This window comes from Galbibacter pacificus (assembly GCF_029603165.1).
In the GTDB taxonomy this organism is placed as follows: Bacteria; Bacteroidota; Bacteroidia; order Flavobacteriales; family Flavobacteriaceae; genus Galbibacter; species Galbibacter pacificus.
The window spans coordinates 720,007-735,892 of record NZ_JAQSVC010000002.1; the positions used below are offsets into that span (position 1 = coordinate 720,007).

A 15,886-nucleotide genomic window follows, 5' to 3' on the forward strand; every position below is an offset into this window, starting at 1 on the left:
AAGAAAAAAGATGAAAATATGCTTTGTATTAAATAAAATTGAAACAGAAAAAGCCGCAACTTCTGTAGCACTTATGACAAAGGCCCATGTAAAAGGACATGATGTTTTTGTAATGGGCGTTGGCGATTTTAATTTTGAATCCAGCGGTACAATTACCCTCAACACAAAACAGGTCCCAAAGGGTACTTCAACAAAATCTCCAAAGAAATATTTGGAAATACTGCAAAGTGCCAAGGCCAAAGAGAAAAAAATAGTATCAACCGATGTGGACGTACTTTTTATTAGAAACAACCCTACTGAAGAAGGTGCTACCAGGCACTGGGCAGAACAAGCCGGAATAGCCTTTGGCAGAATGATCCAGCAACAGGGCGTTTTAGTTTTAAATGATGCCTATGCCCTCTCTCATGCTTTTATTGATAAACTTTATTTTGAAGAACTTCCAAAAGACATAAAACCGGCCTCCATAATTACCAGAAAAAAGGAGAATATTTTGTCGTTTTGGGAGAAAAACAATAAAAGAATTGTATTAAAACCTTTGGAAGGATCTGGCGGAAAAGATGTGTATTTAATTGATGAGCATGAAAAAAATACCAATCAGATTATAGAGACCATTAGCAACCATGGGTATGTTATTGCACAAGAATATTTACCTGCCGTGAAAGATGGTGATGTTAGGGTTTTATTAATGAACGGAAGGGTCTTGGAAGAAAATGATGAGAAAGCTATTATTAGAAGGGTCAGCGGCAAGGGAGAATTTAGGAGCAATTTTAAGCAGGGAGCCACAGCCGACAGCAGCGAACTTACCAAAGAAATGCAATACATTATCGATCTTACGGCGCCCAAATTAATTAAAGACGGCCTCTTTTTTGTAGGGTTGGACATTGTTAAGGACAAACTTATTGAAATTAACGTACTAAGCCCCGGTGGCCTTGATAGGTTTTCGGATATTGGCCTTCCCGATTTTACAAATACTGTTATCGATGCCATAGAAAGAAAGCTTTATTATAAAAAGAAATACAAAGGGCAACTATCAAACAAAGTGTTGGCCACAATGTATTAAATTAGATAACTATGGATGTTGAAAGAATTATAGGAACTTATACAAGTAACAATCCAGGTCCGCTCTTATTTGTAACTGCTGGAATTCATGGAAACGAACCCAGCGGGGTTCTAGCCCTGCAAGATGTTTTCAAGGAGCTAAACCATACAAAACCTACAATAAACGGCACGTTGGTGGGTGTTTCTGGAAATAAAACCGCTTTGGCAAAAAATGTACGCTATATCGACGAGGACCTCAACAGGACCTGGACCGAAGAAAATATAAAATCCGGAAAAAATACTTCGCACGAACATACAGAAATGCATGACATTATAAAAATCCTGCAAACATATCTGGAAAAAAAACACAGCAAGAATTACTTTTTGGATTGCCACACTACCTCATCGGCAAGCCTGCCTTACATTTCGGTACAGGAAGTAAACAATAATGATGCTTGGGCACACCGCTTTCCAACTTATATTGTTAGAGGCTTTAGCGATATTATAACTGGCGACATAGACCATTATTTAAGCAGGATTGGCATTACGGGTTTTGTTTTTGAAGCAGGTCAGCATACCAGCAAAAAAGCCATAGAAAACCACGAAGGCATGATATGGCTGGCCTTGAAGGAAGCCTGTAATTTAAAACTGGAAAATTTATCCTGTTATCCCGAATGCGTTACCCGCTTTTCCGTAGACAATGCCCCGGAACAAAAAACTTTTAAAATTTTATATCGGCATGCCCTAAATAAAAAGGATCAATTTAAAATGGAACCGGGCTTTGAGAATTTCAGCAAAGTAAAAAAAGGACAATTTCTCGCTATGCAAAATGGGAAAAAAATAACAAGCAAGTGGAATGCCCATATTTTTATGCCATTATATCAAGCTCAAGGCGATGATGGCTTTTTTATTATTGATGAAGTTGAACCTACTACTGTTTAAGTATTTTTTTTTGACGCAATTGGCATAAAACGTAATCCAATGCCTTTTTAAATCTTTTTTTAGCAGTTTCTTATAAAACATTAAGCAAGTTGTTTTGTATTTTGTAATTACCCCATTGAAAATTAGATAATTGATTATGAAAAATAAGGAATATAATAAAAAAAGGGATTTTTCTAAAACAAAAGAGCCAAAGGGAAATTCAAGAAAAAAAGATACAAACAGTCAAATTTTTGTCATCCAAAAACACGATGCCACCAATTTGCATTACGACTTCCGGTTGGAGATAGACAATGTTTTAAAATCATGGTCTGTACCCAAAGGTCCAAGCACAGACCCAAGCATTAAGCGTATGGCAATCCCCACAGAAGACCATCCTCTGGAATATGCCAATTTTGAAGGCACCATCCCAAAAGGACAATATGGCGGAGGCACCGTTATGATCTGGGACAAAGGAACCTATAAAGACTTAGCGGAAGAAGGACAAAACGTATCCGATTCATACAAAAAAGGCATTATAGAGTTTTATTTGCAAGGAAAAAAACTACAAGGCGGTTATAGCCTTATACGAATGAATTCTGGTAAGATGAAAGGAAATTGGCTTTTGATAAAAAAGGACGATGAAAAGGCAGATGCCCGACGAAACCCCGTTAGTACACAAAACAAAAGTGTAACAAGCAACAGGACACTCAAAGAAATTGCAAAAGAAGAAGCCAAATGAAGATACAAGGAGTACCAATTACACATCCCGATAAAATATTGTTTCCAGAAATCGGCCTGTCCAAAATAGAGATGGTTAATTATTACAAAAGGGTTGCAAAATACATGATACCCTATCTAAAAAACAGGCCCCTTACTTTACATAGGTTTCCCGATGGGGTGAACAAACAGGGGTTTTACCAAAAAAATGCAGCCGATTATTTCCCGGATTTTATTAAAACGGTACAGATAAAAACCGAAGAAGGGGAAAATACCCAAATTGTATGCAACAATAAAAAAAGTCTAGTTTACCTGGCCAATCAAGGTACTATTGGTTTCCATATTTGGTTGTCCAGAACAGATAAATTGCGTAAGCCCGATAAAGTTGTTTTTGACCTCGACCCCTCAAAGGATTCATTTAAAAAATTAAAAGAAGGCGTAAAAATAATCAAGGCGTTTATGGCAAAACAAGGAAAAGAATGTAACGTAATGACAAGCGGGAAAAAAGGAATCCATATCTGGTACCGCATTCGAAGGACTACTACTTTTGAAGATTTACGTCCTAAAATAAAACAATACGCCGAAGAACTTGAAAAATTGCACCCCGAAATTTTTACTACGGCCATTAGAAAAAATAAAAGGAACGGAAAAATTTTTATTGATTATCTTAGAAACTTTTATGCACAAACCTCCGTTTGCCCTTATTCCCTGCGACCAACCAAAAATGCCGGCATTGCCATGCCGCTTTCCTGGAGCGAGCTGGACGATATCCCGGCTTCTGACCATTTCAATGTAAAAAACATTGATAAACGACTTAAGTTTAAATAATTGAGAATGCAGGTTTATACCACATTTTCATCAAAAGTATCTTCTACCATAATGGTTACATCGTGTATTTTCCAATGATAGGCCAATAGTTCGTCCTTGGCTGCTTCAATTTTTCCATCCAGTGCAAAACCCTTCATTGGTATTATGTACAGTTCTCCAAAATATACCATTCCGTGTTCCCTGAACCTAACCCTTACCTGTTTTGCCCAGGGCCATTGTTTTGCCAGTTTTTTAATTTCTTCAACCAGATTGTCCTTTTCATTGTTTTTCACATCCATCGGGTGGCGGTCCATCAAATCGGCTATAGCATTTTTAAGCCCTTTAAAACCATCTTTAATTACCGATATGGATATAAACAATGCGGCCGAGGCATCGGCCCACCAAATTCCAAAACCAACGCCCAAAATACCTATAATGGCCGCAAAGGCTGTCATATAATCCGCTTTTTGAGTAGTTGCATCTGTAAATAATATTTTATTGTGCATTTTTTTGGCCAGTGGCATTTTTTTGTACCCCAACCACATGGCCGGAAAGGCACTGTAACACAATGTTAACATCATTAACCACCCCATCCATATCTGGGTATTAAAAACATATATACTTCCAATAGTGGGCCGTTCTGCCTTAATAAGGGTAATTGCGGAATCTATGGCCAAAAAGCAGCCCATGGCAAACAAAGCAACAGAGCCAGTTAAAAAAGCAATGCTGAAAACCTTATGGAACCCATAGGGAAATTCTTTGGTGGCCGGCTTGTTGTATATACGGCTGGCTATTAAAAAAGATATTGCCGGCAAAATACTCAAGGCATCTTCCAGCCAGGCAGTCTTCATGGCTTGCGAGGAACCCATGACCAAAAACATCAAAACAATAACCGTTAATAAATATCCAACAGTCAACCATTCGTAAAAAATTGCTTTTTTAAGGGTTTCCTGCAAATATGGGGGCAATGCAAATTTTCCTGTTATTTTCATCGCGCTTTATTTTTTTCCATAAAGGATTCCAATTCCATCACCAGTTTATTTTCGCCTTTGGGTACTAACAATACATGTTCTTCGTCGTAGGTTTTTGTTAAACCTGCTTTCTCTTGCCATATGGTGTTTTTTTTAAATCCTCCAATAATGATATGAATATCGGCTTTATTGAGTTTTTTTATCAACTCGCTTTCGGTTCCTTCTATAAGTTGATATGTAATGCTTTTTTCTGAACAAAATTCCTGTAACAAATCAATTTCCGACCCAGAAAACCCTGTATTGTCATGTACGGTAAACGGCGGATTTACAACTACCCCTATTTTTAGTCCGTTAATTTGCGCGTCCAAAACCGAATCTCTTGAATCTTTGGGTAATTCACAGCCTACAAAACTTATATTAATGAACATAAGAAGTAATAACCTTTTTAATATGAATGCCAATTTTTTCATTTTTCTATAATTTGAAGCGTTTTTCAATATTTTACAAGAACTATAACTCCACTTCAGCCTTTTTTATTTATTACAACCTATTAAAGTTAACTTAATTTCCCCATAAAGTAATGCATATCAGATGGATTCAGTCAAGGTAAAAACGGATTGTGATAATTCTCTCGGGTTAATCTGCATAATTTAGGTATCTATCAAGTTAATCAATTTTATCATTATGAATTCTATTAACCTTCCAAAGGATAAAATAGTAAGGAATATTCAAGATTTTATCGTTCATAAAGACCACTCCTGCCTTATGGCTCGATCTGTAATGGCCAGCAATTCATTAAGAACAGTTATTTTGTTGAATAGTTCCATCAATGAAATTAAAAAATTGTATCTTACAATAGAGCAGAACAGACTTAATGATAGCCCTGATCCAAATTCATTCTCAACGATTATTGCTGTTTTCCCAGAAATAAACATTTCTGATGCTATTCTGTTCGAGGATTTTTTATGGGAGGTATTATACAAGCTTAATTCAATGGACAAATATGATTGGGATCCTTCCGTAAGCAAAAAATTACAAGACAACAATTATAGTTTTAGCATTGCGGGAACTGCTTTTTATGTTGTAGGAATGTTTCCCAATAGTCCCCGGAAAGCCAGAAGAATGCCCTATGTTTCCCTTGCTTTTAATCTACATCGCCAGTTTGAAAGACTTAGAAAAATGGGGGCTTACGAACAAGTAAAAAAAAGAATACGGAACAGGGATAAAAACTTACAGGGAGATATAAATCCCATGCTAGAAGATTTTGGAGAAAGCAGCGAAGCCAGGCAATATAGCGGGCGTATGGTAAAGGGACAATGGAAGTGTCCTTATTTTGAAAAACCAAACAAATGATTTACACCATATCCAAGTTATGTGGCACAGCCTTTACCTTAAAGAAAGGACAGTACTTAAAGGTGATCAATCCTGAGGGGGCACAGGTTTCGGATATGATTTTAGTGAATCCCCATGATATTAAAGAAAAGATATCGTCAGGGAAAACATTAGATTTTGAGGAGAGCATTTTAATTTCTACAAACAATTTTTTGTGGAGCAATAGAAGCAATAAAATGATGCAGATAATTGAAGACACCAATGACAGGAACGACTTTTTGCTTGCCCCATGCGACTCCTCTACTTTTGCCCATTTCTATGATATGCACGACCCGCACCCTAGCTGTTTGGATAATTTGGCAAGGCACCTGAAAAAATATGGAATCATGCATGATGAGATACCAACTGCATTTAATATTTTCATGAATGTAGCTTTTGATTCCATGGGAACCATTCGTGTACTTCCCCCAACTGCCGTTGCAGGGGATTATGTTTTGTTTAAAGCCGAAATGGACTTGCTGGTAGCTTTAACTGCCTGTTCGGCAAAAGACAGCAATGGCGGGTGTTTCAAGTCTATTCAATATGAAATTATTAATCCGGTTGACCACTAATGAATTTTACAATTAACAATAGAATATCTGTCTATGGCGGTATTATTACATTTTCCATTACGGGAATTGGCGTATTTTTAGTGGGCAATGTCTCGGGCTATGAGGCCAAACAGCTTATAGCAGCATCACTACAAGGTATAAATATGTTATGCAATACAATTGTTTTGGCTTCTGCCACAATTTTAGCATTGATTTTAACACTTTTGGGAGTAAGTAGCACGGGAACAAAATCTAAATTAAAAAAAGAACATTACCGTCAAGTAATAATAATTGCAAAATTTGATACTGTACTGTTCGTTTCTGCACTTGTCCTTTTTCAATTTTTTAACATTCCAATTACCGAAACGGATAATGTCCCAGCTATATGGTATAAATATGTGTATTGGACTACTTTGTTCTTTTCATCATTTTTAAGCGGCTTTATGGTATCGGTTGTTCTAATGTTGTATGCTACCATTAAAAACATTATTGACATTGTAGGCTTAAACAAAGACCATAGACTGCTCTATAAAGAAGATGACGATAAATAGATTCCGTAAATATCTCCATCATATGTGCTTTTTTAACGCAAACCGTTAAACTTTTAATGCATAAGCACCTAAATTAACTTTTTTTTTAATTAATCCATTTTTAAAGCATACCTTTAGGTAAAGCACTCCCTCCTACTGTTAAAAAATAAAATAAACCATTCAATTCACTTTATGGACAACACGTTGGAATTTGATATTCAAAAAGATCTTGATATCATAAACGATTTAAAAATACTTACCGAAATACTGGATATTATCCGTCTTAAAACAGATATGGGATTTGCCGCCATTACCCGGGTTACCGAAAAAGAATGGATTGTGGCACACATAAAGGACAGCCTAAAATTTAATTTTAAAAAGGGTGACAGGCTGCCCTTGCCACATGTCATTTGCAGTGAGATAAAACAGGTAAAAAAGCCGCTTCTTATAGAAAACATGGACGAATCCCTTAAATATACCTCGCATCCTTTTAACCTTATCCATAAATGCAAAAGTTTTGCGGGCGTCCCGATATACAAAAACAACAATGAATTATTGGGCACCTTGATAGTCATGGACCGTGATGCCAAGTCGTTCAATACGTATGAAATTACTTCCATGCTCAACAAATATGCATGCATGGTTTCGTCGCAAATAGCCATGAAAGAAACAATTTTGCAAACCAACCGCGAGCTTATGGAAGAAAGAAGGCTGGCCGAACTGCGCGACACCTTTATTGCCATTCTAGGCCATGACCTCCGCAACCCAGTGGGAACCACAAGAATGATCTCGGATATCCTTTTAAAACAATCCCTGCCCGATAACATTGTAAAGCAGATAGAAATTATCAAATCTTCTTCCTACAGGATGCAGGAATTAATAGACACCATTTTGGATTTTGCAAAAGGACACATTGCAGATGGCATTCAACTCCATTTAGTGCGTAATAAAAATCAATTGTTATCTACGCTCTCTCAAGTTGTGGCCGAAGCAAAAGCACTTGACCCCTCCCAAACATTTAAGTGTAAGTTTGAAATTGACAAGGATTTTCCGTGCGACCCAGACAGACTTGGAGAGCTTTTGTCTAACCTTTTGAGCAATGCCATAAAGCACGGCGACAGAAAAGAGCCCATTGTGGTATATGCGGGCATTAAATTTGGTTGCTTTGAAATTTCTGTTACCAATGGCGGTAAAAGAATTCCCGACAACACCATTAAAAACTTGTTCAAACCTTATTACAAGGAAATTTCAGAACAGAATAGACAGGGCCTGGGTTTGGGACTTTATATTGTTTCCGAAATCGCCAAGGCGCATTCGGGCTCGGTTGAAGTGTTTTCGGACTCGCTTAACACCACTTTTCAGTTTAAAATGAACATAAAAAAATTACTTTCGGAATATTACAACTTTAATAAAACAAAATATATAAGCAATGCCAAGCTTGCAAATTTGAAAAATTAGCCATTTTATGAAGGAGCATCAAATTTGTATGTAAATTCATTAAATGAGTTAAAAATAATATGGATAGCGTTTATGGTTCTTTAAATATTGTACCAACTTGTATCTTTCTCTGATATTAAAAAATTTGCTTATTCAATGAAAAATCAAAATATATCCATAAAATACGGTGTTATAACAGGAATATTATTAACTGCCTACTTCTTGTTACTCGCCATGGTAAAATTGCATATACAGCCTATATTTAGCTTCTTAAACGTTATAATTACGGGTACGGGGATCTATTGGGCCATTAAAACCCTAAAAAAATCCAATGGCGGTGGTTTTAAGTATCAACATGGGTTTTCTGCCGGGTTAATAACAGGATTTACCGCGACTGTTTTTTATACCATTTTTTTCTCGTTGTATATTATTGAGCTGAATCCCGATTTTACGCATAATTTTATGGCCAAATGGAAATTTGATTGGTTTGCCAATACAGGAATGTTAATAATGACGGTCCTGCTCATGGGGCTTGCCACAACTATGGTGCTGAGCTTGGCCTTTATGCAATTGTTTAAAGATAGCTGGAACACCAAAGAAGGAAAAAAACACACGCTCTCTAACACTAAAGAGGAATAAACGGGGAATTAAAGATTAGGTTAGCGTTTTAATTTTCCTTTTACATCTTTTTCGGTATGTTTTTCTGTAGATTTATTTTCCACAAAATCCTTTATAAGTTCGGTAAATTTATTTTGTTTTTTATCCCAATAATAAGTCGACAAGGGAATTACCTTTATGGCAATCAGCTCTATATCGTCTACACCGCCAAACCATCGGTCGTCCATTTTGGTATATAATTCTTCAAGTAGTTCTTTGTCTGTATAAATAAATGCTTTTCCATACATGCTTAAAAACTGCTTGTTTTCTGGGTTGCTGTATAATAATTGTACCCTTTTATCGGCCAGTATGTTTGAATAATGATCGCTGTTCAGGGAACTTAAAAACCAAATGTTTCCGTCATCCTCAATTTTTTTGGTTTCCATCGGGTTTGCCCCAAGTGGCAATGTGTCAAGATCGGTAAGCAAAATAGCTGTTTTTGTACCCTCTATTATTTCTTTTATTTTTTTTATTGCTTCTGTATGCGATAAATTTTCAGTTTTCATAATCCTATTGATTTGTGATCATTACAAAGCTACAAGACATCATTTTTTATATGTGTTTCAAAAAAACAAATAATTAACCCGTTTAATCATTAGTTTTTTATTCTTTCATCCCAAATTTCCTTATTGAAGCAGAAAAACATGCAAATAGAACTTCATGGTGTTAAACTTTGCTTGATTTGGGGCAATTTTTTTTTATAGAAGGGAAGTAGGTTTGGTATTTATCCAAAGAGAAAATCATGATTATGGATATTTTATATTTTCGATAAATGTAAAAACCCCTCTTTTTATGGATATATCCATATATTTTTCCGAATAATTTTCCAATAAATTATCGTCTATGTGCAATTGTGGGGTTTTGGCTTTTATTTTTGCCTTTTTGGCTTGAATGCATATGGCAAAGTCATTAATATTTTCGGTTTTGTGCTTGTTTTTTAGTTTTGAGCTCAAGTACCTTATAAATGCTTCTCTTTTGCCTTCGATAATGAGTATCAAGTATAAACATTCATCGTTTATGGCAGCATGGGGAGCTAACTGTAAATTAGGGCCTATATGTTTTATTTTCATAAGTTCTGCCAATAAAAAAGAACCTTCAATGTTTATTCCTTCAACTTTAATTTCCACAGTTATGGGGAGATAATTTTTCACCACTTTAATTAAGTGTTCCAAAGCAAGCTTAATTTTTATTTCGGGAGCTTCATTGTTGGTTTTAAGACTCTTCATAATAGAAAGTAATTGCGGAAAAACCCCAAAGCCCATACTTTCTATGAAAAAGTTTTCTTCTTTAAGCCCTTCAATATTTCCATAATTGTACCATACAGCATTGTTTGCATTATAAATTATTTTTTTATTTGGTTTGCCTTTTATGTTGAGGGTTTTAGAGATATTGTTTGCTTTTCCCAAAGGTAATAGTACAACCTGCGGCCCCGTTCTTTTTTCTTCCCATTTAGCATCTAGCATTTTTTCGAACAACTTTCTCACCGTTCCATCTCCTCCGGCCAATAAAATTAAGTCTTCATCTCCCAAACGATATCCTTTCCATGCCTCTTCTTTTGTAGAAATATATTCAATTTCCAATAACGATTCATTTACAAGGTTCATCAAAAAATTCTTGCTATGATCGGCACTTCCCGCAGTTGGATTATGTATTATTACTATTTTTTGCATAACTAACTTGTTAATTGTTGGTAGGTATTAAATTATGATGATATATTATTTTTTTCATCAATTTAACTAGAATTTAAAAAGCTTTAACAGGATAAAAAAGGTTATTTTTTGTAATTTAAAGTTTAAATGAAAATATTAAAAAAATGAGAATCCTTGTAACAAACGATGATGGAATATATAGTCCGGGGCTTGCCTGTTTGGCAAAAGTTGCCTCTACTTTTGGTGAAGTCGTGGTCATGGCCCCAGACATAGAACAATCTTCCATGGGCCATGCAATAACTTCGGGAAGACCTATTACTTATAAAACATCTCCTATAGTTTTTGATGGCTTGGAGGCATATCGCGTAAAGGGTACTCCCGCAGATTGTGTAGCCATGGGTATTCATTTGTTTGAGAATTTCGATCTTGTACTATCTGGCATAAACATGGGCGCCAACCTTGGAAATTCCGCATGGCATTCAGGTACATTGTCGGCCGCGCGCCAAGCTGTACTTTTTAATGTTCGGGGTATTGCCCTAAGCGTATCGTTGGGCGAAGAGGAAACAGATTTTAATGCCCTTAAAACTTTTGTTAAGAAGACCTTGACGGAAGTTATCGATCTTGAGCAACAAAAACTCCTCAATATTAACTTTCCACAGTACCCAAACGGAAATATTTTATGGACAAAGCAATCAATACGTCAATACGACGGAAAGGTCATAGCTAGCAAAGACCCTATGGGAAGAGACCATTACTGGTTTACAGTCGTTCCCATAGAAAGTGAAGAAAAAGGGTCGGACAGATGGACCATTAAACAAGGGGACATAAGTATTACGCCCATGCTTTTGGACTTAACCGATAACAAATATCTGGAAGAAAAAACAAAAAAAATATATATTCGTCCACCAATAAAAAATAAGGTTGTGCCTTAGCCCGGTTTCCATTGTAAATTATCAAAGAACGAAAATATTTAAACCCACACCACAAACAATAGGCTAGCGAACCAAAAATTTGGTAAGCTTCCCCCATAAAATATTTTGCAGCCCCAACCAACCACCCCAAGCCATGATAGTATTTATTATTTTACGGCTTCCCGCCTGCTCACCTTTATTATTTATTACTTCGTTACATCCAACTTCGTAACCGACTATGGCTGTTTTCTTTATTTTCACCTTAAAAGTACTGCTGGCTTCCTTTTTTAAAAAGTGATTAATTTTCTTTTTTTTAGCTGAAAAGGGACTGGAAGTTGGCCGTACTACAAAAAAAGCCTCTAAGTCATTTGAACGGATTTTGGTTACCCTTACCCAGTTATCGGGCAAGGATAAGGGAAACGATATTTTTATATAGCTGCCAAGCTCCAGAATATCGGTTGGTTTAAAATAATAAGGATCATAAATTATAAATTTGGCTACATATGCCGATAAAAACGACCACTGATTAACCTTAAAAAGCTTTTGCCTGGCATACTCAAATTGTTTTTTTGCTATTTCTCTGCTACTATATTCCCTTGAACTGCTAAAGCACCTGTTTCTAAATACAAACATATCTATATGCTAAACCAAAAAAAATCACCCTCCTATTATTGTGCCTCCATTAACGTGCAGTGTCTGTCCCGTCATATACGAACTATCTTCGCTTGCTAAAAAGACATACGCCGGGCCTAGTTCGGCAGGCTGTCCTGCTCTTCCTATGGCAGTATCTTGGCCAAATTTTTTGTAATCATCAAAAGTAGCGGGAATTAAAGGAGTCCATATGGGTCCAGGGGCCACAGCATTTACACGAATTCCCTTATTTGCCAATGAAGCTGAAAGAGAACGCGTAAAAGAAAGTACAGCCCCTTTCGTACTTGAATAATCTATAAGGGCTGGATTTCCGCGATAGGCCGTAATAGAAGTGGTATTAATAATACTATCCCCTTTTTTTAAATAATTCAATGCTGCCTGCGTAATGTAAAATAAAGGGTAAATATTGGTTTGAAAAGTGGTTTGCATATTAATTAAATCTATTTCCGTTAAGTTTTCTTCCTTAAATTGCATGGCGGCATTATTCACAACAATATTAATAGTACCAAATTCATCTATTACTTTTTGAACGGCATCCCTACAAAAAACTTCATCCTTTAAATCCCCTTTAATCAATAGGCACTGGACTCCCTCTTGTTCTATTCTCTTTTTTGTATTAGTGGCATCTTCGTTTTCGTTAAAGTATATTATGGCAACATTGGCACCTTCTACAGCAAAATGTACAGCACAACTTTCTCCTATTCCGCTATCGCCGCCCGTAATCAACGCGACCTTGCCCGTTAATTTTCCGCTCCCTTTATAATTTTCCCTTATTATAATGGGCTTTGTTTTCATTTTGGACTGTTTTCCGGGTTGCTTTTTTAAGTCTTCCTTTATAAATTCTCTTGGATATTCCATTAGTGTCTTTTTTTAATTATACTTTCTTCTCTTTCACATTTTTAGCTATTTCATAAAAAAGAAAAAGCTTCTGTAAATTAATCAATTAAAACCATAATAAACTGTTTTTCAGCTAAATGAGTTAACTAATTTTTTAAATGAATTAACAATAGCGCAACTATTTAAAAGGGATATTATTTTTTTTAAATGAAGCAATTAAAACATGGAAATACCTATAAATTCATTGTATATATTAACCGTTAATAAAAATTAAGATGAAAACACTAAAAGATTTATTAGAGCACCAATTAAAAGATTTGTACAATGCTGAAGGACAATTAATCGAGGCCCTTTCCAAAATGGCCAATACCACCACCGACGAAATGTTGCAGGAAGCTTTTGAAACCCACCTTGATGAAACAAAGCAGCACAAAGTAAGAATTGAAGAGGTTTGTAACGAGCTAGGCATAAGCCCCAGTGGGGAAACTTGTAAGGCGATGAAAGGACTTATACACGAAGCCGACGATTTTATGGAAGAAAAGCCTGAAGAAGATGTACTAAACGCAGGCCTTATCGCGGAGGCACAGAGAGTTGAACATTACGAAATTGCTGGATATGGCACTGCTATTAGGTATGCAAAGGAATTAGGTTACCTAGATATAGCAAAAAAACTGCATAAAACACTTGAAGAAGAAAACAATGCAGACGAAACACTAAGTAGCATAGCAGAAAAGCGTTTAAACAAAAAAGCTATTCATTAATTATTATTTTTCTCTAAAAAGGCCTAAAATGCAGAGACTGCTTTTAAGGCCTTTTCTTTTTCTTATCGCCAGTAAAAAGCATTTAAAATACTATTTTAATCAAAGTGCAAACAAACTATTAAAATCTATTAAACTATGTTAATTACTTACTATTAAAAATATTATGCCCTAAATTAGAGCAACATCATCTCTTTGCATAAAGATGTTCTTCCCTTGCTATTCCCTATTATAATAAAAAAACAGCCAATGAAATCATTAATAATAGCAGATAATAGTATAGAGGATGTTTTTCTACAACTCCAACAAAATATAGATGGCACATTATCTCGGGGAGACGGAATGTTTAATTTTCGAGCAAACGAGATCGGGATTTCGGGAAAGTTCTCTGGGAATTGCTATTCCAATTCGGTGTCCTTTATTAAGTGCAATCTTTCTTTAAAAGAGCCCGTTGCCATACATTTACAACCCTCGCGACATACTTCTTTTTTATATTTTATTTTTTGCAACAAAGGAAAAATAATGCACAAAGGGAAAAAAAGAGACTTATACAGGCCCATATACCAGCACCAAACAACCGTAATCAACCCTGGGGAAAAAGGTATGCAGTTTATCCTTCCGAAAGAGTTGACCCATGAGCTCATTTTTATAAAAATCAATCCATTGATTTATTTAAGAAAGGAAAAATTTATAACTAACCTGGATAAAAACTTACAGGCACTCTATAGAAATTACAACGGTAAAGAAGGGTATACACATTACGGGAGCTATAATTTAAAAATTTGCGATTATTTTAAGGAAATCGACAATATCAAAGAAAGCGGGTTGTTAAAAAATATTTTCATGGAAGGCCAAATAAAACTGCTGTTGGCACTTTTAATTAAACAGTACAATTGGGATATTCTCAATCAAAATAAAATAAGCGACCTTACCAACGCAGAGCTTAAAAAAGTAAAAGAAGTTTCAGATTACATAAAAAACAATCCTTCCTTTGCTCACTCTATAAAAAAACTAACTGCCAAATACCTTATTTCACCTTCTAAACTTCAAAAAGGGTTTAAGGTATTACATAATAGAACCGTAGCCGATTTTATAAAGAACCTGAGAATTGAAATTGCAGAGGAAATGATTAAAAATAGGGACTGTACCATTTCTGAAATTGTTTACGATATTGGTTTTACCAGCCGAAGTTATTTCTCGAAAATATTCAAGGAAAAATACGATTGCAGCCCAAAGAATTATCAGGAAAAATTAAAACTAAGTTTAAATATTTAGTTGAAAACAATTATAGATTATGAAACTCAAGGCACTTTTTTTAAACTGTACATTAAAATATTCTCCCGAAACATCAAACACAAGGGCATTTATAGAAAAATCTGCGGCTATTTTTAAAGATCTTAATGTTGCCACGGAAATAGTGAGAATTACCGATTACCACATAAAATTTGGAACATCATCTGATGAAGGCCCTGAAGACGATTGGCCATTTATCTTCAATAAAATTAAAGAAACAGATATCTTTATCATGGCAACGCCTGTATGGAGAGGCGACAGGAGTTCTGTAGCCAAACTGGTCTCTGAGCGGTTGGATGGTCTTTTTGAGGATAAAAAAGATAAAAACGAGCAATATCCAACCTACAATAAAGTTGCAGGCATGTTGGTAGACGGTAACGAGGACGGTGCAAAAAAAGCCATTTCCAGTATTTTATTCGACCTTGCCGAACATGGGTTTACCCTGGCCGTTAATCCGTTTAGTTATTATGTTGGAAAAGCAGGCCCCGGCCCAAGTTATATTGAAGCAAAGGGCGACAAGCATGAATTTACAAACAATATGTTGTTGATTATGGCTCAAAATATGGTTCACCTTGCCTCTGTACTCAAAGAAAACCCATACCGCATAAACCTTTCTTCGGTTAAAAAGAAGGCCGCTGAAATAAGTAACTAATTTTCTTCCGCATACAAGTTTTCTTGAAACCAACTATCCCAAGGCACGCTATAGGCGGTATTTTAAGATGAAAATTTAAGGGAATTTGGCAAAATAGGACACAAAATTATGCTTTCCTTAATAGCGGATCGTATG

General features: G+C 35.7%; 19 protein-coding genes. 13 read left to right on the forward strand and 6 right to left on the reverse strand.

Annotation, left to right across the window (positions count from 1 at the left end; genetic code table 11):
• The first annotated feature begins 10 nt into the window (after nt 1-10).
• From PSF86_RS07700 to ligD, 4 genes are all read left to right on the forward strand, one after another.
• On the forward strand, nt 11-1,060 hold the full coding sequence (locus tag PSF86_RS07700; protein ID WP_277899479.1) for a glutathione synthetase: 1,050 nt from the start codon (nt 11-13) through the stop codon (nt 1,058-1,060).
• A gap of 11 nt (nt 1,061-1,071) precedes the next feature.
• On the forward strand, nt 1,072-1,980 hold the full coding sequence (locus tag PSF86_RS07705) for a M14 family metallopeptidase (protein ID WP_277899480.1): 909 nt from the start codon (nt 1,072-1,074) through the stop codon (nt 1,978-1,980).
• Between the two features lie 136 nt (nt 1,981-2,116).
• Nucleotides 2,117-2,698 carry a DNA polymerase ligase N-terminal domain-containing protein gene (locus PSF86_RS07710; protein WP_277899481.1) on the forward strand — a complete coding sequence of 194 codons (582 nt, stop codon included), beginning with the start codon at nt 2,117-2,119 and terminating at the stop codon, nt 2,696-2,698.
• On the forward strand, nt 2,695-3,504 hold the full coding sequence (ligD, locus tag PSF86_RS07715; RefSeq protein WP_277899482.1) for a non-homologous end-joining DNA ligase: 810 nt from the start codon (nt 2,695-2,697) through the stop codon (nt 3,502-3,504). Before PSF86_RS07710 ends, ligD begins: the two co-directional genes overlap by 4 nt.
• A 14-nt stretch (nt 3,505-3,518) precedes the next feature.
• Here ligD and PSF86_RS07720 read toward each other — a convergent pair whose 3' ends face one another.
• Together PSF86_RS07720 and PSF86_RS07725 are read right to left on the reverse strand one after the other, a co-directional pair.
• On the reverse strand, nt 3,519-4,475 hold the full coding sequence (locus tag PSF86_RS07720) for a cation diffusion facilitator family transporter (RefSeq protein ID WP_277899483.1): 957 nt from the start codon (nt 4,473-4,475) through the stop codon (nt 3,519-3,521).
• A complete protein-coding gene (locus PSF86_RS07725) occupies nt 4,472-4,882 on the reverse strand; it encodes a transporter substrate-binding domain-containing protein (protein WP_277899484.1) in 411 nt (136 codons plus the stop codon). Before PSF86_RS07725 ends, PSF86_RS07720 begins: the two co-directional genes overlap by 4 nt.
• Before the next feature lie 256 nt (nt 4,883-5,138).
• On the opposite strand from PSF86_RS07725, the gene gntA reads away from it, so the two are divergent.
• The 5 genes from gntA (at nt 5,139) to PSF86_RS07750 (ending at nt 8,982) form a co-directional block, all read left to right on the forward strand.
• Complete coding sequence (gntA, locus tag PSF86_RS07730; RefSeq protein WP_277899485.1) at nt 5,139-5,807, forward strand: guanitoxin biosynthesis heme-dependent pre-guanitoxin N-hydroxylase GntA; 669 nt, start codon at nt 5,139-5,141, stop codon at nt 5,805-5,807.
• Nucleotides 5,804-6,397, forward strand: a complete 594-nt coding sequence (locus PSF86_RS07735) for an urea carboxylase-associated family protein (protein ID WP_277899486.1) — start codon at nt 5,804-5,806, stop codon at nt 6,395-6,397. Before gntA ends, PSF86_RS07735 begins: the two co-directional genes overlap by 4 nt.
• The gene (locus PSF86_RS07740; protein WP_277899487.1) at nt 6,397-6,927 is read left to right on the forward strand and encodes a hypothetical protein; all 531 of its coding nucleotides are present in this window, start codon (nt 6,397-6,399) and stop codon (nt 6,925-6,927) included. The genes PSF86_RS07735 and PSF86_RS07740 overlap by 1 nt, the downstream gene beginning before the upstream one ends.
• A 171-nt stretch (nt 6,928-7,098) precedes the next feature.
• Nucleotides 7,099-8,364, forward strand: a complete 1,266-nt coding sequence (locus tag PSF86_RS07745) for a GAF domain-containing sensor histidine kinase (protein WP_277899488.1) — start codon at nt 7,099-7,101, stop codon at nt 8,362-8,364.
• 135 nt (nt 8,365-8,499) lie between these two features.
• On the forward strand, nt 8,500-8,982 hold the full coding sequence (locus PSF86_RS07750) for a DUF4199 domain-containing protein (RefSeq protein ID WP_277899489.1): 483 nt from the start codon (nt 8,500-8,502) through the stop codon (nt 8,980-8,982).
• A 20-nt stretch (nt 8,983-9,002) separates the two neighbouring features.
• Here PSF86_RS07750 and PSF86_RS07755 read toward each other — a convergent pair whose 3' ends face one another.
• Both PSF86_RS07755 and PSF86_RS07760 read right to left on the reverse strand, forming a co-directional pair.
• Nucleotides 9,003-9,506 (reverse strand): pyridoxamine 5'-phosphate oxidase family protein, encoded by a 504-nt coding sequence (locus PSF86_RS07755; RefSeq protein WP_277899490.1) that lies wholly within the window; start codon nt 9,504-9,506, stop codon nt 9,003-9,005.
• Nucleotides 9,507-9,746: 240 nt separating this feature from the next.
• On the reverse strand, nt 9,747-10,670 hold the full coding sequence (locus PSF86_RS07760; protein ID WP_277899491.1) for a diacylglycerol/lipid kinase family protein: 924 nt from the start codon (nt 10,668-10,670) through the stop codon (nt 9,747-9,749).
• Nucleotides 10,671-10,813: 143 nt separating this feature from the next.
• Between PSF86_RS07760 and surE the strand changes: the two genes are divergently transcribed.
• The gene (gene surE / locus PSF86_RS07765) at nt 10,814-11,581 is read left to right on the forward strand and encodes a 5'/3'-nucleotidase SurE (RefSeq protein WP_277899492.1); all 768 of its coding nucleotides are present in this window, start codon (nt 10,814-10,816) and stop codon (nt 11,579-11,581) included.
• Between the two features lie 63 nt (nt 11,582-11,644).
• Here the strand turns inward: surE and PSF86_RS07770 are convergent, their stop codons facing one another.
• Complete coding sequence (locus PSF86_RS07770; protein ID WP_277899493.1) at nt 11,645-12,193, reverse strand: hypothetical protein; 549 nt, start codon at nt 12,191-12,193, stop codon at nt 11,645-11,647.
• A gap of 24 nt (nt 12,194-12,217) precedes the next feature.
• Complete coding sequence (locus tag PSF86_RS07775; RefSeq protein ID WP_277899494.1) at nt 12,218-13,069, reverse strand: SDR family oxidoreductase; 852 nt, start codon at nt 13,067-13,069, stop codon at nt 12,218-12,220.
• A gap of 254 nt (nt 13,070-13,323) precedes the next feature.
• Here PSF86_RS07775 and PSF86_RS07780 point away from each other — a divergent pair, with 254 nt between their 5' ends.
• The 3 genes from PSF86_RS07780 to PSF86_RS07790 all read left to right on the forward strand — a co-directional run bounded on the left by PSF86_RS07780 (nt 13,324) and on the right by PSF86_RS07790 (nt 15,751).
• Nucleotides 13,324-13,809 carry a YciE/YciF ferroxidase family protein gene (locus tag PSF86_RS07780; RefSeq protein ID WP_277899495.1) on the forward strand — a complete coding sequence of 162 codons (486 nt, stop codon included), beginning with the start codon at nt 13,324-13,326 and terminating at the stop codon, nt 13,807-13,809.
• Nucleotides 13,810-14,055: 246 nt separating this feature from the next.
• Entirely contained in the window at nt 14,056-15,081 is a 1,026-nt protein-coding gene (locus PSF86_RS07785; RefSeq protein ID WP_277899496.1) for a helix-turn-helix domain-containing protein, read from the forward strand.
• A gap of 19 nt (nt 15,082-15,100) precedes the next feature.
• Entirely contained in the window at nt 15,101-15,751 is a 651-nt protein-coding gene (locus PSF86_RS07790; RefSeq protein ID WP_277899497.1) for a flavodoxin family protein, read from the forward strand.
• The last annotated feature ends 135 nt before the right edge of the window (nt 15,752-15,886 follow it).